The sequence below is a fragment of the Alteraurantiacibacter aquimixticola genome (assembly GCF_004965515.1).
Classification (GTDB): domain Bacteria; phylum Pseudomonadota; class Alphaproteobacteria; order Sphingomonadales; family Sphingomonadaceae; genus Alteraurantiacibacter; species Alteraurantiacibacter aquimixticola.
In genome coordinates, this window is sequence record NZ_SSHH01000004.1 from 138,539 (window position 1) to 160,455 (window position 21,917).

General features: G+C 64.4%; 19 protein-coding genes. 12 read left to right on the forward strand and 7 right to left on the reverse strand.

What is annotated here, in order from left to right; translation table 11 throughout:
• Positions 1-2 precede the first annotated feature (2 nt).
• On the forward strand, positions 3-1,454 hold the full coding sequence (locus E5222_RS14330; protein WP_136694487.1) for a helicase HerA domain-containing protein: 1,452 nt from the start codon (positions 3-5) through the stop codon (positions 1,452-1,454).
• Positions 1,455-1,469: 15 nt separating this feature from the next.
• Here the strand turns inward: E5222_RS14330 and E5222_RS14335 are convergent, their stop codons facing one another.
• The 3 genes from E5222_RS14335 to E5222_RS14345 are packed head-to-tail and all read right to left on the reverse strand — an operon-like array spanning position 1,470 to position 3,374.
• A complete protein-coding gene (locus E5222_RS14335) occupies positions 1,470-1,913 on the reverse strand; it encodes a DUF6623 family protein (RefSeq protein WP_136694488.1) in 444 nt (147 codons plus the stop codon).
• A gap of 15 nt (positions 1,914-1,928) precedes the next feature.
• Positions 1,929-2,384 carry a hypothetical protein gene (locus E5222_RS14340; RefSeq protein ID WP_136694489.1) on the reverse strand — a complete coding sequence of 152 codons (456 nt, stop codon included), beginning with the start codon at positions 2,382-2,384 and terminating at the stop codon, positions 1,929-1,931.
• 12 nt (positions 2,385-2,396) lie between these two features.
• Entirely contained in the window at positions 2,397-3,374 is a 978-nt protein-coding gene (locus tag E5222_RS14345) for a DUF6623 family protein (RefSeq protein ID WP_136694490.1), read from the reverse strand.
• Between the two features lie 232 nt (positions 3,375-3,606).
• Here E5222_RS14345 and ald point away from each other — a divergent pair, with 232 nt between their 5' ends.
• Both ald and E5222_RS14355 read left to right on the forward strand, forming a co-directional pair.
• Entirely contained in the window at positions 3,607-4,722 is a 1,116-nt protein-coding gene (gene ald, locus E5222_RS14350; protein WP_136694491.1) for an alanine dehydrogenase, read from the forward strand.
• Between the two features lie 93 nt (positions 4,723-4,815).
• Positions 4,816-6,525 (forward strand): sensor domain-containing diguanylate cyclase, encoded by a 1,710-nt coding sequence (locus tag E5222_RS14355; protein ID WP_211196166.1) that lies wholly within the window; start codon positions 4,816-4,818, stop codon positions 6,523-6,525.
• Here the strand turns inward: E5222_RS14355 and E5222_RS14360 are convergent.
• Entirely contained in the window at positions 6,522-6,935 is a 414-nt protein-coding gene (locus tag E5222_RS14360; RefSeq protein ID WP_136694493.1) for an acyl-CoA thioesterase, read from the reverse strand. The genes E5222_RS14355 and E5222_RS14360 overlap by 4 nt on opposite strands.
• Positions 6,932-9,094, reverse strand: coding sequence for a S9 family peptidase (locus tag E5222_RS14365; protein WP_136694494.1), 2,163 nt, complete (start codon positions 9,092-9,094; stop codon positions 6,932-6,934). Before E5222_RS14365 ends, E5222_RS14360 begins: the two co-directional genes overlap by 4 nt.
• Positions 9,095-9,213: 119 nt before the next feature.
• Between E5222_RS14365 and E5222_RS14370 the strand changes: the two genes are divergently transcribed.
• The 5 genes from E5222_RS14370 to E5222_RS14390 all read left to right on the forward strand — a co-directional run bounded on the left by E5222_RS14370 (position 9,214) and on the right by E5222_RS14390 (position 14,406).
• Positions 9,214-11,019: an aminopeptidase P family protein gene (locus E5222_RS14370; RefSeq protein WP_136694495.1), complete on the forward strand. Its 1,806-nt coding sequence runs from the start codon at positions 9,214-9,216 to the stop codon at positions 11,017-11,019.
• Positions 11,016-11,423 carry a cupin domain-containing protein gene (locus E5222_RS14375; RefSeq protein ID WP_136694496.1) on the forward strand — a complete coding sequence of 136 codons (408 nt, stop codon included), beginning with the start codon at positions 11,016-11,018 and terminating at the stop codon, positions 11,421-11,423. The genes E5222_RS14370 and E5222_RS14375 overlap by 4 nt, the downstream gene beginning before the upstream one ends.
• A gap of 219 nt (positions 11,424-11,642) precedes the next feature.
• A complete protein-coding gene (locus E5222_RS14380; protein WP_136694497.1) occupies positions 11,643-12,239 on the forward strand; it encodes an EF-hand domain-containing protein in 597 nt (198 codons plus the stop codon).
• Positions 12,240-12,265: 26 nt separating this feature from the next.
• Complete coding sequence (locus E5222_RS14385) at positions 12,266-13,000, forward strand: response regulator (RefSeq protein ID WP_136694498.1); 735 nt, start codon at positions 12,266-12,268, stop codon at positions 12,998-13,000.
• Entirely contained in the window at positions 13,000-14,406 is a 1,407-nt protein-coding gene (locus E5222_RS14390; RefSeq protein ID WP_136694499.1) for a sensor histidine kinase, read from the forward strand. Before E5222_RS14385 ends, E5222_RS14390 begins: the two co-directional genes overlap by 1 nt.
• Here the strand turns inward: E5222_RS14390 and E5222_RS14395 are convergent.
• Both E5222_RS14395 and E5222_RS14400 read right to left on the reverse strand, forming a co-directional pair.
• Positions 14,403-15,983: a ComEC/Rec2 family competence protein gene (locus tag E5222_RS14395; protein ID WP_136694500.1), complete on the reverse strand. Its 1,581-nt coding sequence runs from the start codon at positions 15,981-15,983 to the stop codon at positions 14,403-14,405. The genes E5222_RS14390 and E5222_RS14395 overlap by 4 nt on opposite strands.
• A 101-nt stretch (positions 15,984-16,084) precedes the next feature.
• Entirely contained in the window at positions 16,085-17,659 is a 1,575-nt protein-coding gene (locus E5222_RS14400; RefSeq protein WP_136694501.1) for a helicase HerA-like domain-containing protein, read from the reverse strand.
• A 109-nt stretch (positions 17,660-17,768) separates the two neighbouring features.
• On the opposite strand from E5222_RS14400, the gene pabB reads away from it, so the two are divergent.
• The 4 genes from pabB to arfB are packed head-to-tail and all read left to right on the forward strand — an operon-like array spanning position 17,769 to position 21,793.
• Positions 17,769-19,568, forward strand: coding sequence for an aminodeoxychorismate synthase component I (gene pabB, locus E5222_RS14405; RefSeq protein WP_136694502.1), 1,800 nt, complete (start codon positions 17,769-17,771; stop codon positions 19,566-19,568).
• Complete coding sequence (locus tag E5222_RS14410; protein ID WP_246021805.1) at positions 19,565-20,740, forward strand: pyridoxal phosphate-dependent aminotransferase; 1,176 nt, start codon at positions 19,565-19,567, stop codon at positions 20,738-20,740. The genes pabB and E5222_RS14410 overlap by 4 nt, the downstream gene beginning before the upstream one ends.
• Complete coding sequence (locus E5222_RS14415) at positions 20,737-21,384, forward strand: RluA family pseudouridine synthase (RefSeq protein WP_136694503.1); 648 nt, start codon at positions 20,737-20,739, stop codon at positions 21,382-21,384. Before E5222_RS14410 ends, E5222_RS14415 begins: the two co-directional genes overlap by 4 nt.
• A gap of 4 nt (positions 21,385-21,388) precedes the next feature.
• On the forward strand, positions 21,389-21,793 hold the full coding sequence (arfB, locus tag E5222_RS14420) for an alternative ribosome rescue aminoacyl-tRNA hydrolase ArfB (RefSeq protein ID WP_136694504.1): 405 nt from the start codon (positions 21,389-21,391) through the stop codon (positions 21,791-21,793).
• Positions 21,794-21,917 lie beyond the last annotated feature (124 nt).

Below are 21,917 nucleotides of genomic sequence, written 5' to 3' on the forward strand. Positions count from 1 at the left end.
CTGTGAGGGCGCAAATCGAAATAGGCAGGGATTCGGGCGGGCAACCCGTCATGATCGACGTGGAGGAGCTGCTCGCCACGCGCCTGCTGGTGCAGGGCAATTCGGGCAGCGGCAAGTCGCACCTGCTGCGCCGCCTGCTGGAGGAAAGCGCCGGGCTGGTCCAGCAAGTGGTGATCGACCCGGAGGGCGATTTCGTCAGCCTTGCCGATCATTTCGGCCATATCGTGATCGATGGCGGCAGTTATACCCAGCGTGAGATCGAGGCGCTGGCCGCGCGTATCCGCCAGCACCGCGCCTCCGTGGTCCTCTCGCTGGATGACCTTGAGGTCGAGCAGCAGATCCGCTGCGCCGCGCAATTCCTGACCGCCCTGTTCGATGCCCCGCGCGAGCATTGGTATCCGGCGCTTGTCGCGGTGGACGAGGCGCAGATGTTCGCCCCCTCTGCCGCGGGCGAGATTGCCGAGGATACGCGCCGCATGACGCTGTCCGCCATGACCAACCTCATGTGCCGCGGACGCAAGCGCGGGCTTGCCGGGATCGTCGCGACGCAGCGGCTGGCGAAGCTCGCCAAGAATGTCGCGGCGGAAGCCAGCAACTTCCTGATGGGGCGCACCTTCCTCGATATCGACATGCAGCGCGCGGCTGACCTCCTGGGCATGGACCGCAAGCAGGCCGAGCGTATCCGCGATCTCGAACGCGGCCATTTCCTCGGCCTCGGCCCCGCGATCAGCCGCCGCCCGGTGGCGGTGAAGATCGGATCGGTGAAGACGGGCGGCAAGAATGCCTCAGCCGGGCTGATGCCCCTGCCCACGGCGGCCGCAGACGAGATGGAAGCCTTGCTGCATGCATCGCTGAAGGAGGAAGCTGCCGAGCCCGCCCCGCCGCGTCCCGCGCCCGTAGCCAAGCCGCCTGTGCAGGAGCTGGAAGAGACCATCGCGGAGAAGGCCGAGCGGGCGGATCGGCCCGCAGGCACGTCACCGCAAGCTCCCGCCGAGGATGCAGGCGGCGTGGAATCCATCCTCGCCGAAATGGCGCAGGAAGAGGGTGCAACCTTCCAGCCCGCCGCCAACCTGTTCCGCAATTTCGCCATACGCTGCCGCGAGCGCGGCGTTGCGTCCGCGCATATCGACATGACCGAGTTCAAGCGCCTCTTCGCCATCGCCAGCGCGGGCCTTGAGCGGCTGGACGAGGCGCAGCGCGCCGCCGTCGAGCAGCTGGCCGAGGGCGTGGCGGACGATGTGCTCGCCCCCTATCTCGCCATCGCGGCAGCCGCTGCGGAAGGCCGCACCGCGCCCGACGAGGACGAGCTTGCGCGCGTCTACGGCACCTCCTCACCCGGCCGCATCCGCCGCCTGCTCGACCATCTCGAAAAGACCGGGCTTATCGTGGTGCGCGAGGATTTCGGCGGCGAGCGTTCGATCAGCGTGCCGGGGCTGGAGGAATTCGCCAGCTAGCTTCAATTGCACGGCTCAGGGCAGGAAATCGACTCCGGCCGAGGCGAACTCCATGGTGTTGTCGGTGTTGGACGTGCCGTTGAAGCGCACCCCGACGGTCACCCCGACGCCCCAGCGCACTTCGGGCTTGTCCGGCAAGACGAAGCGTTCGAAGTCCCAGGCCGTGGGCGAGAGGTTGAGGCCGTCGCGCGACAGCACCTTGGTTTCACCATCGAAGACGTGCAGGTTGGTCACATCCGCGTGGCTGGACTTGCAGCGATATCGCAGCATGGCGGAATCGATCCGCAGCCGGTTGTCATTCACGATGACGGCAGTCGGGATCGCGAAATGAAACCAATTGGTTGTTCCCGCACGCCCGACCACCCTGATGTAGAACCCTGCCCGCCAGGTCAAGGCGATGCGAGATTCGTATTCTATCACCATGGAATGACCATGGGCCCACATTGCCTTTTCAAGCATCACACGCCTCCTTGCTTAATTGTTGTCCATGCCGAGCCGCTCGCGCACCATTTCGCGCAGCTCGGGTGTCTGCGCCCCTTCTCCCAGTTCACGCAGGCGCCGTTCAACGGCCCCCGTCGGCGTGCCGACGGCGCGCATCACAAGCTTGGTCACCGCTGCATCCTCGCGGTCGAGCAGCGACAGTGCGGCGCGCAGCAGCATCGGTTCGGGAAGGTTTTCCATACCGCTCGCTGCGGCCGCGCGCTGGATCGGGTCGGGGCTTTCCGCTGCTTCCACGACAATCTCCCGCGCACGGTCCGCCTGCATCAGGCTGGCGGTATAGACCGCCGCTGCTGCTGCCTGCGTGCCCTCGTCGCGCGCGATACGCTGGAGGACGGGAATGTCCGCTTCACTGAGCTGCGCGACGATTTCCTGGTAAACAGGCTCCTCCACCGTCAGGATGCGCCGCAAGTCTTCTTCGGATATCGGCATCATTCCCTCCCGTTACGGATTGATGGTCAGGTTGCTGCCCTTCATGGTCCCGATCTCTCCGGAGGTCAGGTCAGGCGGCGGGTTGGTGATGTTGTTGGTACCTCCCCCGGTCATCAGCCGATCGGAGTTGGAGACGTGGTTGAGGCCGAGTACATGGCCGATCTCATGCGCCATGGTCCATTGCGTCGCTGTCTGCGCCACCACCGCGCCAGGGCGGTTGTTGGGATGCGCCGCGCAGCCAAAGAAGGGCGGGTTTGTCGCCTGAACGAAATAGATCACCACATCGTCGTTGCCCACATTGTTACGGTTGCCGAACAACGTATTCTGCTCCGCCGTAGTACTGCCGCTTACGCAGCTACCGACATCGCAGATATTGAGCGCGGGAAGATTGAGCGTCTCGTCGCTCGCCCGCACAACGCGGATGCCGGTCGGCTCGTAAACCTGGCGCATGGCATCGAACATGGTGTCGATGGGAATATTGGGCGCGGTGAGCGTCTTCACATGAACGTTCAGCGTCTCGTAGAGATTGAAGTCGACCCCGGCAGAGCTGAACTCGATCGTTCGCTCAGCATCGGTCCCGGTGCCAAAGCTCACCCCCACGGAAATGCCTGCACCCCAGCGAATATCCGGCTTGCCCGGTACATTGTAGCGGCGGAAGGCAAAGCTCCCGGTCGGGCGTTCGCTCAGCCCGTCATAGGAGACGATCTTCCGTTCGCCGTCATAGACGTGGACATTGGTGACTGCGGTGCGATTCGATCCGCAGCGAAAGCGCAGCATGGCCGAATCGACCATCAAGCGCTTGTCCTTGACGATTACAGGGGTGGGAATGTGGAAATGGAACCAGTTGGTTGTTCCTGGCCTGCCGACAACACGAATGTAAAAGCCCGCGCGCCAACTGCGCTCGATCCGGCTTTCATATTCGATTTTCATGCTATGGCCATGTATCCACATGGCTTCTTTCAATATTCCAGCCATAATTGCCCTCCGCATTGCGGTGGTTGTAAATCGTTAGATCTGTAATTATTTGTCTATCGATTGCTATGGCGACTCGATTTCAATGCGGAGCATCATCTCAATTGAGAGTACTGTCCAGCTCGTAGATTTACTAAAAATATCCACTCGCCGCTATTAAGTCACGACTGGGCGTCGGCGGAATTGTTGCAAATGAGACGATCTCGGAATACCTCCCGCGCGGCTCACAGCTTTTTGGAGTATCGATCCCATGCGCATTGGCTGCCCCAAGGAAATCAAGAACCGCGAATATCGTGTCGGCCTGACGCCCGAGAGCGCCAAGGAGCTGGTCGCGCATAGCCACGAAGTGTGGATCGAGACCGGCGCGGGCCTGGGCATCGGTGCGACGGATGCCGAGTACACGGCCGCCGGTTCGCGGATCGTCGACGGCCCCGCGCCGATCTTCGCCGAATGCGACATGGTGGTGAAGGTGAAGGAACCGCAGCCTGACGAGCGTGCGCAGCTGCGCGAAGGACAGATCCTCTACACCTATCTCCACCTCGCCCCCGATCCCGAACAGACCGCCGACCTGGTCAAGTCTGGCACGACCTGCATCGCCTATGAGACCGTGACCGGCCCGGGCGGCACGCTGCCGCTGCTGAAACCCATGAGCCAGGTGGCCGGGCGCATGAGCGTGCATGCAGGGGCCAATGCGCTGGAGAAAGTGCATGGCGGGCGCGGTGTGCTGATCGGCGGCGTGCCCGGCGTGCTGCCCGCCAATGTGGTGGTGATCGGCGGCGGCGTCGTCGGCTTCAACGCGGCGCAGATGTCCGCCGGGATGGGCGGGCATACCACCATTCTCGATCGCGATCCCGAAGTGCTTGAACGCGTCGGCACCTTCTTCGAATCGCGCGCAGCAACGCGTTTTTCCAACGAGGCCAACCTCTATGACGCCGTCTGCCAGGCGGATCTGGTGATCGGGGCTGTGCTGATCCCCGGTGCCGCGGCACCCAAGCTGGTGACGCGCGAAATGTTGAAGGACATGAAGCCGGGCGCGGTGCTGGTGGATGTCGCGATCGACCAGGGCGGGTGTTTCGAGACCAGCCGTCCGACCACGCATGACGACCCCACCTATATCGTCGACGAAATCGTCCATTACTGTGTCGCCAACATGCCCGGCGCGGTGGCGCGCACCAGCACCTATGCGCTCAACAACGTGACCCTGCCCCATGCACTGCGGATTGCCGATATGGGCTGGCGCGAGGCGATGCGGGCCGATCCGCATCTCGCACAAGGGCTCAACGTGCATGCTGGCGCGGTAACGTATCCCGCGGTGGCGCGAGAGTTGGGTTACGAAGTAGTTGAAACAAAAGACTTATTGTCTTGATGCCCCTAGGCGGGAGTTAACCGGGTCATAAGGTGCCTGCTCTATGCTGGCTCCATGAGACTTGGGGTTTCTCGGACATTTGCACTGCAGCTGATGGCCTGGCTGCTGGCAATAGTTGTGCCCGGAGCCCTCCAGGCCGCACCGGTAGCGGTGGATTCGGCACGCCAATATGCAAGCTGCCTGGCGAGCGGCGATATCGCCCGCACCCCGGAGCAGATCGTCGCTGCAAAGGGATGGAATTGCGCCGCACCGCGCTATTCCCTGAAGCCCGAACGCAATGTGCTGCGCTTCGAACTGGACCATACGCGCACGCTTCCCCGATACCTCGTCACCCGCCGCAGCCCCTACGAATCCCTGCGGATTGACGCAGTCGATTTCGATGGCACGCGGCGGACCCTCAGCTACACGCCGGAGACCGCCCGGCCTTCTGCCGTCAACGGCTTCTTCCATGCAGGGCTTCCGCCGGTCACGGACCAGACGCGCGAAGTTATCGTCACGCTCGATCGCCCAACGCATGCCATGACGATGGAGCAGGCGCATCTTTCTCCCAACGACCCGGGCGAGCACCCCTCCGTCCAGCCGCTGCTGACCATGCTGGCAGCGCTCAGCGGAATGCTGCTGATGCCGGTGCTATTCAATGCGGCCTTCTACCGCGTGCTGCGCGAACCCTTCGTGCTGTGGCATGCCGCGCTGACCGTGACGCTGATGCTGACGATCTTCTTCAACTCAGGGCTCTCGGTGATCCTGGTCGATCTCTCCAATTCCCAGCTGAGCAAACTGACGACGCTGGCTTTCGGAACCTCCGTGGCGGCGGGCGGCATGTTCGCCTACAGCTTTATCGAGCCGGGCAAGATGAATCCGCGCCTGCGTCGCCTGCTGCCAATGGCGGCGATATGGTCGCTGGCACTGTCCATGTTCCACGCCTTCTTCCCGTTCGTCGGCCGTGCGTGGCAAACCGATGCCTACTACGCCGCCTTCCTGCCGGTGCTGCTGCTCTACATCGCAGCGGTCGCCAATTCGCTGCGCCTGGGCAGCCGCGCGGCGAAGTTCCAGCTGGTGGGCTGGACGCCGCTGCTGTTCGTAGGGGTCACGCGCCTCGTCAGCCAGTTCGTCGATGCCTTGCCAGCCACCGATGCGATGATGCTGTTCTATGTCGGCTGCGTGTTCGAAGTCATCGCCACGACGCTGGGCGTGACCGACCGCTTCATGCTGCTCAAGCACCAGCGCGACCGCGCCCGGACCGAAGCGCAGATGCTCGAGCACATGACCGAACATGATTCGCTCACGGGCCTCTATAATCGCCGCTTGCTGGAAGACCGCTTCCCGGAACTGCGGAACCAGGGCTATTCGGTGTTCGCCCTGCTCGATATCGACAGGTTCAAGACCATCAATGACACGTTCGGCCATAGCGTGGGGGATGACGTGCTTCGCGCCGTGGCGCTTGCCTTGCAGGAGGACGGGGATGCACTGGCCGTGCGCATGGGCGGCGAGGAGTTCGCCCTGCTGCTGCGCGGGCAGGATGCGGTGAAAAGGGTCGAGCGCCTGCGCCTCGCCATACCGCGCCATGTCAGCGCTTCGGTCGAGATCGACCGCATCGTTACCGCCAGCATGGGCGTGTGCGATATCCCGATGGACGTGCTTCCGGCGGTGGAGCTGGAGACGATCTTCCGTCATGCCGACCGCCTGCTCTACGAAGCGAAGGCGGCAGGCCGTAACCGCATGGTGTCGGAGAAGGTGGGTCGTTTCCCGGCCCCGACCGAACGGAGGTCAGCCTTCCGCAACAAAGCGGTAGAGGCGGCCTAGCCTTCCTGCGGCGCGCCAGCCATGAACGGCGCGGCGACTTCTGCAGGAACGCGCATCAGCCGCCCCGTCTGCCGGTCCACCATCGCCCAGGTCGTCTTCGCCCGTACGATCGCCTTGCCGGAAGTATCGGAAAAGGTGATGTGCCGGTCGAAGCGCGCACCCGAAGGCCCCTCGCGGATTTCGGTGAGCGCGGACACCGTATCGCCCTTGCGCACATTGCCGCGATAATCGATCTCGTGCCGCGTCACGACCCAGGCATAGGCTTCCACGTCCTGCGGCCGTCCGTCCTGCTTCCAGTGGGAGGTGGCGACGTCCTCCATCCAGCCCACCCACACCGCATTGTTGACGTGGCCCATCTCGTCGATGTGCTCCGGCAGCGCGGTAAAGGTCATGCTGAAAGTGTTGCTCACTCGGATATCCCGAGCTGCCACAGGATGAAGGCGGCTTCCTCGGCCGTCTCGCGCAGGCCCTCGAACCGGCCCGAGCGGCCGCCATGGCCTGCGCCCATATTGGTCTTCAGCAGCAGCACATTGTCGTCCGTCTTGGTAACGCGCAGCTTGGCGACCCATTTGGCGGGCTCCCAATAGGTGACGCGTGGATCGTTGAGCCCGGCGGTGACGAGCATGGGCGGATAGTCCTGCGCCACTACCTGATCGTAGGGCGAATAGCTCAGGATATGGGTGAAGGCCGCCTTGCTCTCGATGGGATTGCCCCATTCGGGCCATTCGCCCGGCGTCAGCGGCAGGCTTTCATCGAGCATGGTGTTGAGCACGTCCACAAAGGGCACATGTGCCACCACCGCGCCGAACAGCGCCGGGTCCTGGTTGATCACCGCACCCATCAGCTCGCCCCCGGCGGAGCCGCCGCTGGCACTGACCTGACCTTCAGCCGTGTAGCCGAGTTCCACCAGCCCGCGCCCGACATCGACGAAGTCGTTGAAGGTGTTGGTCCGCTCCTCCATCTTGCCTTGCAGGTACCAGTTGCGGCCCAGATCGTCGCCACCACGGATATGCGCGATGGCATAGGCCATGCCGCGATCGACCATGCTGAAGCGGGTGGTGGAGAAATTGGGCGGATAGGCGAAGCCGTAGGCGCCATAGGCATAGAGGTGCAGCGGGGCAGAATCGGACTCATTGGCCATCGGTCGATCCTTGCGATAAAGCACCGTCACCGGCACCATGGCCCCGTCGCGTGCGCGGATCGACAGCCGGTCTACCGTGTAGAGCGAAGCGTCATAGCCGCTCGGAATCTCCTGCACCTTGAGCACTTCCAGCTCGCCGCTGGCGACGTGGTAATCATAGACCGTGTCGGGCGTGATCGGGGATTCGTAGGCGAGCCGCAGCTTGTCGACATCGTATTCGGGATTGTTCGAGAGACCAGCGGTGTAGCTCGCCTCTGGGAAGGCGATCGGCTGAACTTTCGCAGGATCGGCGTAATCGCGCAGCTGCACCTGGTCGAGCCCGTTCAGTCGTCCCTCGGTGACGTAGAAGTCCTTGAACAGGCTGAAATCGGTGAGGTAGAATTCGTCCGAACCCTCGATCAGCGGCGTCCATTCGGTAGGGTTGGAGAGCGGCGCGGTGTAGAGGCCGAAATTCACATGGTCGCGGTTCGAGAGGATGTAGAGCAGGCCGTCGCGGATATCGACGGAGTATTCCACGCCCTTCTCGCGCGCCCGGATCAGCTGCGGCTCACCCAGCGGATCGGCGGCGGGCAGCACCCAATATTCGCTCGTCTCATTGTCGCCCGTGGCGATCAGCAGATAATCCTCCTCCGCCGACAGGCCGCTGTCGACGGTGAAGCCCAGCTGCTCCTCCTTGTAGATCTCCACATCATCGCTGGCAGGCGTGCCGATGCGGTGGACGCGGACATTCTCTACCCGCCAGTTCTCATTCGCGCGGCCATAGACGAGCATGGTGTCGTTTGCCGCCCAGATCAGGCCGGTATTGGTCTCTTCGATCACGTCGGGCAGCATTTCGCCCGTCTCGAGATCCTTGATATGGACGGTGTAGCGTTCCGCCCCGCTGGTATCGATCGAATAGGCGACATAGCGGCCGCTCTTGCTGATCGAGATATCGTTGATCGAGAGATATTCGTGCCCCTCGGCCAAGGCCACGGCGTCGAGGAAAAGCTGCGGCTCGCCACCTGAAACGGGGCGGCGGTAATATTTGCGGTACTCCGCGCCGGGTTCGAATTCGGACCAGTAGACCCAGTCGCCATCCTTCTGCGGCACGGTGGAATCGTCTTCCTTCAGCCGCGCGCGCATTTCGGCGAACAGCTCTTCCACCAGCTTCTGGTGAGGCGCCATCTGCGCCTCGAACCAGGCATTTTCCGCGCGCACGTAGTCGAGCACGTCCTCGTCATCGATGGTCGGGTAGGACTGGTCCTTCAGCCAGTGATACGGATCCTCGATCGTGATGCCGTGTCGGGAATAGGAATGGGGGCGCTGTTCGGCAATCGGCGGCGCGGTGGGAGTGGTTTCGCTCACGCTGGAACTCTCACTGGACTGGGCGGCCGCGCCAAGGGCAGGAAGCAGCAGGGCGGCGGCGGCAAGAAGGAAGGATGGTTTCATAAAGGAACGCGCTCCTTGGCAGGATGGGCGAAGGCTGAAAAGTGCATTGCACCGGCAGTGGCCTCGATCCACATATGTGATAGGAGGCTTAGTTACATTCACAACCGGACGCAATTCACATGCTGATGCATACTCACGAAGCCCGACTCGCCGCCCTGCGCAAGGAGCTGGAGCGGCGCGGGCTGGAAGGCTTCGTCATCCCGATCAGCGACGAACACCTGTCCGAATATGTCGGCGGCTATGCCCAGCGGCTCGCCTGGCTGACCGGTTTCGGCGGCTCCGCAGGGACGGTAGCGGTGACGAAGGGCAATGCGGCGATCTTCGTCGACGGGCGCTACACCCTGCAGGTGCGCGACCAGGTGGACGGCAAGCTCTACGAATACAAATCGGTACCCGGCGATTCGATTGCCGACTGGCTGGCTCAGAATGTCTCCGAAGGGGCCGAAGTCGGCTTCGACCCCTGGCTGCACACGCAGGGCTGGGCCAAAACCGCGCGCAAGCGGCTGGAGAAGGCTGGCGCCAAGCTGGTGCCGGTGGAAAGCAATCCGGTCGATGCGGTATGGGAAGACCAGCCCGAACCTTCCGCTGCCCCCGCCTTCCTGCAGGACGAGGCGCTGACCGGCCGTTCCAGCGCGGACAAGCGCGGCGCGATTGCCGAGTGGCTCAAGGAAGAGAAGCTGGACGCAGTGGTGATCTCGGCGCTCGATTCGGTCGCCTGGCTGCTCAATATCCGCGGGCAAGACGTCGAACGCACGCCGGTGGCGCTATCCTATCTCACTGTCCATGGCGACGGGACGGCGGACTGGTTCATCGCGCCGGAGAAGGTGCCTGCCGATGTCGCCGCCGCGCTCGGCAATGCAGTGCGCATTCGCGATCGCCGCGAGTTCGCTGCCTCGCTCGCGGAGTTCAAGGGCAAGCGCGTGTCGACCGATCCCGCCCGCTCGGTCGCGGCGATCTTCGATGCGCTGGAAACGGGCGGCGCAACCGTCGTTCCCGAAACCGACCCCGCCGTGCTTCCCAAGGCGACCAAGACCGAAGCCGAGCAAGCCGGACACCGCGCCGCGCAGCATCGCGACGGGGCGGCCGTCTCGAACTTCCTCCACTGGCTCTCGGTCGAAGCTCCCCAAGGCAAGGTGGACGAGCTCTCCGCCGCCGCCAAGCTGCAGGGCTTTCGCGAAGCTTGCGGCGACCTGCGCGACCTGTCCTTCGACACGATCAGCGGCGCTGGGCCCAATGGCGCGATCGTTCATTACCGCGTGAGCGAGGAGACCAATCGCACGCTCGAGCCCAACAGCGTCTACCTCGTCGACAGTGGCGGGCAGTATCCGGACGGCACGACCGACATCACGCGCACCGTGTGGATCGGCCCCGATGCCCCGCCCGCCGAGGTGAAGGACCGCTATACGCGCGTGCTGAAGGGACACATCGCCCTCGCCACGCAGACCTTCCCCAAGGGTACCGCCGGATCGCAGCTCGACAGCCTGGCACGGCAATTCCTGTGGGCGGCGGGCGTCGATTATGCGCATGGCACGGGCCACGGCGTCGGAAGCTTCCTCTCCGTCCACGAAGGGCCGCAACGGATCGCCAAGCCGCGCGGCGGGCAGGCGGGAACCGAGCAGGAATTGCTCCCGGGCATGATCCTTTCCAACGAGCCGGGCTACTACAAGACCGGCGAATTCGGCATCCGGATCGAGAATTTGGTGCTGGTGGAAGAGCGGCAGATCGAAGGCGGGGAAGGCGAATGGCTCGGCTTCGAGACGCTGACCCTCGCGCCGATCGATGCGACGCTGGTGGATACGGACCTGCTGACCGAGGCGGAGATCGCCTGGTGGAACACCTATCACGCCCGCGTGCGGGAAGTGGTCGCTCCGCAGCTTGAAGGCGAGGCGCTGGAATGGCTGGAGGAGGCTTGCGCACCGCTATGAGCATCAATCGGCTCGAGACCCATCCCATCCATCTCGGCCTCGGTGCCCGCGCCCTCGCGCAGCCGGAGTTCCCGCATGATGAACGCGCCATGCAATGGTATGCCGACTATGGCGAGCGGAACGCGGAGGATGGCAATGAGGGGCGGCTCGTCTCGATGTACCACTTCACCGAGGACTGGTCCGGCTGGGAAATGCATCCGGCGGGCGACGAGGTGGTGGTCTGCCTCTCGGGAACCCTGGAACTGATCCAGGAACTGCCCGATGGGGAGACGCGCACGACCCGGCTCGAAGCTGGCGAATATGCGATCAACCCGGCGGGTGTCTGGCACACGGCCAATGTAGCCGATGCGGCGAGCAGCCGGTTCATCACCGCCGGTATGGGAACGCAGCACAGGCCGCGCTGACGGAGCTTTCCTGAACGCCCGCTAAACCGCGGATTTCCGCGGGATGAACACACATCCCCGGAAGCGACAAATTGCGACACAAAGGCCGTTTTCCGGCATAGAATTGCGACATTGCGAGCCTAGAAGGGTGTCATGAGCAACGCGGTGGCGCACTCCCCCCTCCCACCAATAAAGCGGCATCGCGTTGCTCTCCAGGCACCAAGATAACTGGAGAGAAATATGCGTAAGACCCTGACCTTGTCCCTCGCCGCCATTGCCACGCTTGCTGCGGGCACTGCGGCCGCGCAGGCCCCTGAACGTCCCGAGCGCGGTGCCGACATGACCCGCGCAATGGCCGAAGAGCGCGCGGCGCAGATGTTCGCCCGGCTCGATGCCAACAGCGATGGCGAACTGTCCGATGCCGATCGCGACGCCCGTGCCGATGAGCGCTTCGACCGCGTCGACGCCAATGGCGACGGCACGATCAGCCGCGAGGAATTCGCCGCCATGCGTGAGGCCCGCGGCGAACAGCGCAAGGAACGCCGCGAAGCCCGGACCGAGCGCGGTGCGCAGGAAGGCGAACGCTTTGCCCGTCGTGAAGGCCGCCGCGGAATGCGTGGCATGCGCGGGATGCGCGGCGGTCGCGCCCTGCTGGGCCAGGCCGACGCCAATGAAGATGGCAAGATCAGCCAGGAGGAATTCACCTCCGCCATGCTCGCCCGCTTCGATGCCGCCGATGCCGACAATGACGGCACCGTCACGCGCGACGAACGCCGCAATGCCCGTCCGGAAGGCCAGAGGGACGGCAGGCGTGGACGTGGGCGCATGATCGGCTAAGCTGCCTCCCACCGGGGGCAAAAGACATGAGCGAACAAGCCGATATCACAATCCTGCTGGTCGATGACGAGGCCAGCCTGCGCGAACCCCTGGCGGATTACCTGACCCGCCAGGGGTTCGTCGTGCATCAGGCCCCCGATGCCGCCAAGGCGCGATCCTTCCTCGTCGACAGCAAGCCCGATCTGGTCCTGCTCGACATCATGATGCCGGGCGAGGACGGCCTGTCGCTCTGCCGCCACCTCATCGAATCGAAGCATCTGCCGGTGATCTTCCTTTCCGCCAAGGGCGAGGCGACCGACCGTATCGTCGGCCTCGAAATCGGCGCGGACGACTATGTGGTCAAACCCTTCGAACCGCGCGAACTGGTTGCCCGCATCCGCTCCGTCCTGCGCCGCGCGAACAAACAGGCTGCGCCGACCGAAGTCGATGCGATGTACGAATTCGAAGGCTGGACGCTCGATCCGCTGAAGCGCCGCCTGAGCGACCCGGAAGGCACGGTGATCCCCATTTCCTCGGCCGAATTCCGCCTGCTCTCCGCCTTTCTCGACCATCCGCGCCAGGTGCTCGACCGTGACCGGCTGCTCGACATGGTGCAGGGGCGCGAGGCGCATCTGTTCGATCGCGCGGTGGACAACCAGGTCAGCCGCCTCAGGCGCAAGATCGAGGAAGACAGCCGCGATCCCAAGCTGATCCAGACCGTGTGGGGCGGCGGATACCGCCTTGCCGCCGACGTTCGCCGCCTGCCGCAGGGCGAGGATTGATGCGCCGCTTCCTGCCCAAAAGCCTGTTGGGGCAGATGCTGCTGGCGGTGGCGCTGGCGCTGCTGGCGGCACAAACCCTGTCCGGCATCCTGCGCTTCCGGGCGGAGGAATTGCGGCGCGAGAACGGCCTCATCAACACGCTGGCCTTCCAGCTGGTGGCCGATCCGCGCGTCGAATACCGCTTTCGCGACGGCCGGGACCACAATCGCCGCGAACGCCGCCGCCTGCGGATAGAGCGCGCCCTGGAATCACCGGTCCTGCGCGGCGAATTCACCGATCCGGAGCGGCTGGAACGCCTTACCGATGTGCTGACCGACCAGGGCGTGGCGATCGACGACCTGGTGGTGCTCTCCCGCCCAGTCAGCCGCGACGATTACATCATGCGCGGCCTCAAGCGCATCCGCACCGATTCGCAGATCGCCAATCGCGATGGCTGGGATGTCGAGGGCGATATGCTGATTGCCGGCCTCAAACGCGTGGGCGAGGAGGAGTGGCTGGTCGCCCGCGTCCCGCTGCCCGGACCCGAGCACGGGCGGTATATAGGCATCATCATCCAGACGCTCCTGATCTATGTCATCCTCGTGGGCGGCCTCTACTGGCTGCTGCGCCGGATCACGCGCCCGCTGGCGGCGCTGCGCACGCGGATGGAGACCTTCGGCAATACGCGTGAGACAGCCGGCCAGCTCGAACCTTCCGGCCCCGAGGATACGCGCCAGCTGATCACCGCGCATAACGCGATGGAAGCGCGCATTGCCGCGCTGCTCGATGAAAAGGACGTGATGCTGGGTGCGATCGGGCATGACCTGAAGACCCCGCTCGCCGCACTGCGCGTGCGCATCGAATCGGTGGAGGACGATGCCGAGCGGCTGAAGATGGCCCGCACGATCGAGGACATCACCAATTCGCTCGACGATATCCTCTCGCTCGCCCGCGTCGGCCGGCCGAGCGACCCGCTGGAACGCACCGAACTATCCGCCCTCGTCGCCTCGGTGGTCGAGGAATATGAGGACATGGGCGAGGACGTGACGCTGGGCGAAACGCAGCGAACGGCCTTGCGCCTGCGCGCGACATGGCTGCGCCGCGCCCTGCGCAACCTCATCGGCAATGCGCTGCGCTATGGCGAAAAGCCGGTAGTCAGCCTCGCGCGAGAGAATGGCGAGGCGGTGATCCGGATCGAGGATGAAGGGCCCGGCATTCCCGATGGCGACATCATGTCCATGCTCGAGCCCTTCAAGCGCGGCGAGGCATCGCGCAATCGCGAAACGGGCGGGGCAGGCCTCGGCCTAACTCTTGCGCGCGCGATCGCCGAACAGCATGGCGGTACGCTGACGCTGGCGAACCGGTTGGGCGATGCGGGCACTGTGGTCGGGCTGGTGGCGACCATTCGCCTGCCGCTCGACAGCTAGTTCTTGGCCAGCTTCAGCTCGCCGCCATCCATCTCATAGCCGAAATAGAACCACTTCTTCAGCTCGCTCCCCGTCTCGGTGCGGAAAGCGGCGATCAGACGCTGGCCATCGGTTTTCACATAGATCGCGCCATCGACCAGCACGTTGCTGCCGCCCAGTACCTCGATCGCCTCGGCAATGCGCTTGCCGCGCGCCTCGGTAACGCTGGCAAGCTGCTTCTCGATATCGCCCTTGAGCCGTGCGACCAGCTTGGCATCCTCCTTTTCCCGCGTGGAGCGCTGCAGCTCGGTGGACAGAAGCACCGGCGAATCGCCCCTGCCCACACGGCCCAGCCGGCCAAGCAGGTCCGGGCGCGGGTGGACATGGCCTTCCTGGTCGCCCGAAGAGATGACGAAGGCCGCCGGATTGACCGCTTCGAGGAATTCGTCGGTCACATCGGTCGCGCCGTGGTGGCAGACCTTCATCACGTCGCATTCGAAGACCTCGCGCGCCTTGTCGATCATCGCCTTGCGCGCAGCAGCACTGCTCGGCCATCGCGTCGTGTCGGTATAGTGCTTGAGCAGGAATTTCTCGGCGACCGAATTGAGATCGCCGCCGAACAAGATGTCGAATTCGCCATATCGCAGCTTCAGCAGCACGGAATGGCCGTTCTTCGTCTTGCCATAGGAGGACAGGCGCCGCAGCCGCTTCTTTCCGGTAGGCGCGGTTTCCACCACGGGGCCGATCACACGGATCGAGTAGTCCCGCCCGCCGCCATGGCGAAAGCCCGGCATCCAGCTCAGCCCGTCGGCGTCGATCTCGCCATGTTCGGTGGAGAGCATCTGGATATTGACCCGACCCTGCCCGCCGCCGGGCCGCGTGAATGTGCCATTGTCCAGCGCGGTGCGCATGACCTGCGGGAAGAGCTTTTCGCCGCTGCCCATGGGCACATCCACGGGCGCAGCGAAAATGGCCTCGATATCCGCATGATCGGTCGCCAGCTCCTCGAGGTAATCGACACTGGTCTGCGGGTCCTCGGTCAATCCGCCGACCTGATCCCAGCCCGACAGTTTCGGACGCTCGACAATGCCGTTGTGATAGATGTTCTCGAAGCGGACCTTGTCGTTGCCGAAGATGTTGAGAAACCCAAGGTAATGGTCCTTGTCCGGATGGGTGATCACCGCGGCATGGAACAGCAGGTCCTTGCGGTAACCCCCGAAACGCTCGCCGAGGAATTCCAGCATGTGATCGCGCTCCCCCGCATCGATCACGATTATCCGCTCATCCTCGCCCCGCTCCGGGCTGATCATGATCGATCCGTCACCCTGCCCGACATCGACGAAGATGATTTCGAGCGGGCGCTTTGGCACCACATGCGCGGTGCGGATTCTCAGCTCCTTGCGCTTTTCCGGATTGTTCGGATGCCAGACGATCATCGTCCACTCGGCATCCGAGGGCGCGACATCGTCCACCCACAGGAAGTCGCCCCACAAGACCTGCTTGTACTTCTTTGGCTTGCCCGAAGATGTCAGTTCATGGCGATCATAAAGATAGACCTTGCCGTAATCCGGCGGCAGGTCGACAAAAACATGTTCCACGGCATCCTCCCCCTTGATCCAAGGATGCGACCGTCAAACCATTATGTCTTGCCGGGAATGTAGCACATGGAGGGGGYAGGCCAAAGCGCGGCCTGCCAGCCCTACCGCATCAACCCCCCGATCAGGTTGCGCACGAAGCGTCCCGCCACGCCGCCGCCCAGTTCGGTGGCGATCGTTCCGGCGGCAGAGGTTGCCGCGGTCCGCATCGGGTTGGCGCGGGACTTGCGCCCGGTCACGGCGGCAGCGGCGACCGAGGCCAGCGATCCGGCGGCGGCGCCCATCGCGGCCTTGCTCGCCTTTTCCCACAGCGAGGTGTGCTTGCGGCTGCGCTTGCGCACTTCCTCCTCGCCTTCCTCCTCCACTTCTTTCGCCGTTTCGGCAGCATCGGCGGCCTTGGCGAGGAGCACTTCCTCCGCGCTCTCGCGATCCACTGCCGTGTCATATTTGCCATCGACCGGGCTGACCGAGGAGATGATCGCGCGCTCCTTCGCGGTCACCGGGCCGAGGCGGCTGCGCGGCGGCTTCACCAGCGTGCGCTCAACGATGGAAGGCGCGCCGTCCTCCATCAGGGTCGACACCAGCGCTTCGCCCACGCGCAATTCGGTGATCGCTTGCTCGACGTCGAGATCGGGATTGATGCGGAAGGTCTCGGCGGCCGCCTTGATCGCCCGCTTGTCGCGCGGAGTGAAGGCGCGCAGCGCGTGCTGAATGCGGTTGCCCAGCTGTCCGGCAACTTCCTCGGGAATGTCGATCGGGTTCTGCGTCACGAAATAGACGCCCACGCCCTTCGAGCGGATCAGGCGCACGACCTGCTCGATCTTGTCCTCCAGCGCCTTTGGAGCATCGTCGAAGAGGAGGTGCGCCTCGTCGAAGAAGAAGACCAGCTTGGGCTTTTCCGGATCGCCCACTTCGGGCAGCGTTTCGAACAATTCGGCCAGTAGCCACAGCAGGAAGGTGGCATAGAGCTTGGGGCTGCGCATCAGCTTGTCGGCGGCGAGCACGTTGATGTAGCCGCGCCCCTGCTCGTCGGTCTGGAGGAAGTCGTCGATCTCCAGCGCGGGCTCGCCGAAGAACAGGTCCGCGCCCTGGCTCTCGAAGCTCAGCAACTGGCGCTGGATCGCGCCGACGCTGGCCTTGGTGACATTGCCATATTCGCCCGACAGCTCCTTGGCGTTCTCCGACGCCCAGGCGAGCACCGACTGCAAATCGCCGAAATCGAGCAGCAGCAGGCCTTCGTCGTCGGCATGGCGGAAGATGATCTGCAGCACGCCTTCCTGCGTGTCGTTCAAATCGAGCAGGCGCGACAGCAGCAGCGGCCCCATTTCGGAAACGGTGGTGCGCACCGGATGGCCCTGCTCACCGTAAAGGTCCCAGAAGATCGTCGGGTTATCGGAATAGGCATAATCGTCCATGCCCAGTTCCTTCGCCCGACCCTCCAGCTTGTCGGCATGCTTGAAGGTGGGGGAGCCCGGCATCGAAATGCCTGACAGGTCGCCTTTCACGTCGGCAACGAAGACCGGCACGCCATTGGCGGAGAAGCTCTCGGCAAGGCCCTGCAACGTCACCGTCTTGCCGGTACCGGTTGCGCCCGCGATCAGCCCGTGGCGGTTGGCGCGCCCGAGGTTCAGGCTCAGCTTGTCGCCGTCGAGGTCGTTGCCGATGAAAATCTCACCCATGGTGTTTTGCCTTGTCTTTGCTGCAATTCGTCTTGCCCCCTGCTTGGCGCAGGGCGGTGTTCGCGGTCAAGCAATAGACATGTGAGGATTTCCGGCTAGAGCGGGGCGGATGGCCGCAAGCGAACCTTTCGTACTGCTGGACGATGCCCGCGCAGAAGGGGCTAGCGACGCGCAGCTCTATGAGAGCCCGCGCGCCATTTTCGTCGCCCATCGCCCGGCCGATGTCGATCGCGTGCTGGCCGAAGCGCAGGCGGCGCAGGAAGAATCCGGCGGCACGCTGGCGGGCTATCTCGCCTATGAGGCGGGGCTGGCGCTGGAGCCCAAGCTGCAAGTGCTGGCCGATGGCCGCAGCGGCGCGTCGGGCCCGCTGGTGTGGTTCGGCCTGTTCGACCAGGTGACGCGCATTCCCGCAGCGCAGGTTCCCGCATGGCTGGAAGCGCGCGGCGGCACCGGCCATGCCTCGATCGGGCCGATGGAGCCGCAAATCTCCACCGGCGCCTATCTCCAGCAATTCGACCGGCTGCAGGAAGCGATCCGCGCGGGCGATATCTACCAGGCCAATTACACCATGATGCTGGCAGGCGCCGCCGATGGCGAGCCGCTGGCGATCTATCGCGCGATCCGCCCGGCTGGCGCTGCCGGATATGGCGGCGTGATCTTCGACGGGTCGCACTGGCTGCTCTCCTTCAGCCCCGAACTGTTCTTCACCCTCAACGGGCGCGAGGCCAAGGTGAAGCCGATGAAGGGCACGCGCCCGCGCGGCGCGACCGAGGCGGAGGACAAGGCGCTGGCCGCAGAGCTGGCCGCATCGGTCAAGGACAAGGCCGAAAACCTGATGATCGTCGACCTTATGCGCAACGACCTTTCCCGCGTGGCCGATGCGGGCACGGTGCGCGTCGACCGGCCCTTTGCGATCGAAAGCTATCCCACGGTGCACCAGATGGTCTCCACCGTGCGCGCCACGCTGCAGCCGGGCAAGGGGGCGATGGACATGCTGCGCGCGCTGTTCCCCTGCGGATCGATCACCGGCGCACCCAAGATCCGTGCGATGGAACTGATCCACGAAGTCGAGCCCGATGCACGCGGCCCCTATTGCGGGGCGATCGGGCGGATCGGGGCCAATGGCGATGCGGCCTTCAACGTCGCCATCCGCACCGTGCGGCTGACGCCGGGCGAGAACAATCGCCACAAGGTGGTCGCTGGCGTCGGTGGCGCCATCGTCGCGGATAGCGAGGGCATGAGCGAATGGCGCGAATGCCTTGTGAAGGGCAGCTTCCTGCGCCGCGAAGCTTCCGGGGCGGACCTCATCGAAAGCATGCTGTTCGATCCCGAGGACGGTATCCCGCTGCTCGAACTCCATCTCGAACGCATGAAGGCGAGCGCGGCGGAGCTGGGCTTTTCCTTCGACCGGCACGATACGAGGAACCGCATCCAGGCGCTGTGCTTCGAGCTGGAGGAGGCGGCGAAGCTGCGCATCCTGCTCGCCCGCAATGGCGATGTGACCCTGCAGGCCGTTCCGCTGGGCGCTGGCGCTTTGGCAGAGCCGGTGACGTGTCTCGCCCTGCCGCTGCCCGTGGTGCCCGGCGACTGGCGCCTCAAGCACAAAAGCACCGACCGCGCTTTCTATGACCGCGCCCGCGAAGCCGCGCAGGCCGCAGGCGCTGCGGAAGCGATTTTCGTGCGCGATGACGGATTGGTAACCGAAGCGAGCCATTCCAGCATCTTCGTCGAGCGCGATGGCAAGCTGCTCACGCCGCCCCTGTCGCTGGGCCTTCTACCCGGCGTGCAGCGGCGGCATCTGATCGAGGAGGGGCGCGCCACCGAAGCCAGGCTCACGCTGGAGGATCTGTCCGACGGCTTCCTGCTCGGCAATTCGGTGCGCGGATTGATGAAGGCGGTGCTCAAATGACGGAATCGCTTAGTGAAATGCTCCAGCGGATCGAGGCTTCGCCGACCACGGCGATGACCGATCGCGCCACCGAATTGCGCGCCGAGGGCAAGGACATCATCTCGCTCTCCGTCGGCGAACCCGATTTCGCCACACCGCCGCATGTGATCGAGGCGGCCAAGGCCGCGCTCGATGCGGGCGATACGAAATATACGCCGGTCACCGGCACCATGGCGCTGAAGAAGGCCGCCGCGCTCCATTTCCAGCGCGACCTCGGCATCGCCACCGATCCCTCGCAGGTGATCGTCACCGCCGGCGGCAAGCAGGCCCTGTTCGAAGCCATCGTCGCCACGGTCAGCCATGGGGACGAGGTGATCGTACCTTCGCCCTGGTGGGTCAGCTATCCGCAAATGGTGCGCTTTGCAGGTGGCACGGTGGTGCCGCTTCGCACCCATGCGCACCGCAATTTCCGCTTCGATCCGGGCGAGTTCGAGGCGCTGATCACGCCTTCGACCAACTGGCTGATGCTCAATTCGCCGGGCAACCCGACAGGCGCCGTCTATCCGGCGGAAATGCTCAAGGGCATTGGCGAAGTGCTGCGTCACCACCCGCAGGTGATGGTGCTGTCAGACGATATCTACGCGCCGCTCAACTATACCGACGGGCCGCATGCCACGCTGGCGAATCTCTGCCCGGACCTCGCCGACCGCATCTGCACCGTTTCGGGCGTGTCGAAGAGCCATGCGATGACCGGCTTTCGCATCGGTGTTGCCACCGGGCCGAAATGGCTGATCGATGCGATGGGCAAGCTGCAGAGCAATTCCAGCGGCAACCCCGCCAGTATCAGCCAGGCCGCAGCCGTCGCCGCTTTCGAGGGACCCCAGGATTTCCTCGCGGACTGGCGCGAACGTTTCCGCGCCCGGCGCGACATGGTGGTGGCGGCAATCAATGCGATCCCCGGCCTTTCCACCCCCGTGCCCGATGGCGCCTTCTACTGCTTCATCGATGCCAGCGAACTCATGGACCGCTTCGGCGGGGACGACCGCAAGCTGGCGCTGCACCTGCTCGACCATGGCGTAGCGGTGGTCGCCGCCAGCGCATTCGGCGGCAAGAACGGCTTCCGCATCTCCTTCGCCACCGACGAGGCGGTGCTGGAAGAAGCGATCCGGCGGATTGGCGCGGCTCTCGCATGACCGAAATCCCCATCCTCTTCGAAGACGGCGAAGCTCTGGTGATCGACAAGCCGGGCGGCCTGCCGATCGAGACGCCGCGCAAGGGCGGCCCCTCGCTGGAGGATCATTGGGAGCAATTGAAGCTCGGCTTCCAGCGCGCGCCCGCGCCCGTCCACCGGCTTGATACCGATACGTCGGGCTGCCTGCTGCTGGCGCGCAATCCCAAGGCGCTGAAGCGCTTCAACAAGGCGTTCGAGGAAAAGCTGGTCGGCAAGACCTATCTCGGCATCCTCGCCAGCATTCCGCAGGAGAAGGAAGGAACGGTCGACCTCGCCCTCACCAAGATCTCCAGCGCGGAGAAGGGCTGGCGGATGATCCCGGCGAAAAAGGGCAAGCCTTCGCAGACGCATTGGCGCGTCATCGCCGAGGAGAAGGGCCGCGCGCTGGTGGAATTCCGCCCGGAGACCGGCCGCACGCACCAGATCCGCGTCCATGCGGCCAGCGGCATCGGCATCCCGCTGCTGGGCGATCCGGTCTATGGCCAGCGCAATGCCTTTGCCCGCACCATGCTGCATGCCAGCGCGCTGGAACTGCCGCGCGAGGGCAAGCCGCCGATCGCCGCTTCCGCCCCGATGCCCGCCGATTTCACCGCGCTGGGTTTCTGAACCGATGGGCGCCATCCTCGATCGCGCGATGGCGCAAGCCGAGGAGAGCTTCATCGCCGCCTCCGGCCCCGGCGGGCAGAACGTCAACAAGGTGGCGACCGCGGTGCAGCTGCGGGTGAATATCTACGCGCTCGGCCTGCCACCGCAGATCTTCCACCGGCTGAAGGAGCTGGCAGGAAGCCGCCTCAACAATGCCGGCGACATCGTGATCGATGCGCGCAACCACCGCACGCAGGAAGCCAATAGGCGCGAAGCACGCGAACGACTGACGGCGCTGATCGACGAGGCGTGCAAGCCGCCCAAGCAGCGCAAGAAGGTGCGCGTAAACCGCGTGGGCAAGGTGAAGCGGCTGCAACACAAGAAGGAACACAGCCAGAAGAAGGCCAATCGCGGCAAGGTGGAGTGGTAGGGCAATCCAGGCCCGCTCTTGCTTGACTTTTCCCCGATTCTCTCGCAAAGGCGCGCCCACGGGGCGGCGCTCAGTGCGTCGCCTGTTGTTTTTCAGGGCCGTGACGCCCTCAACCAGACCTTTT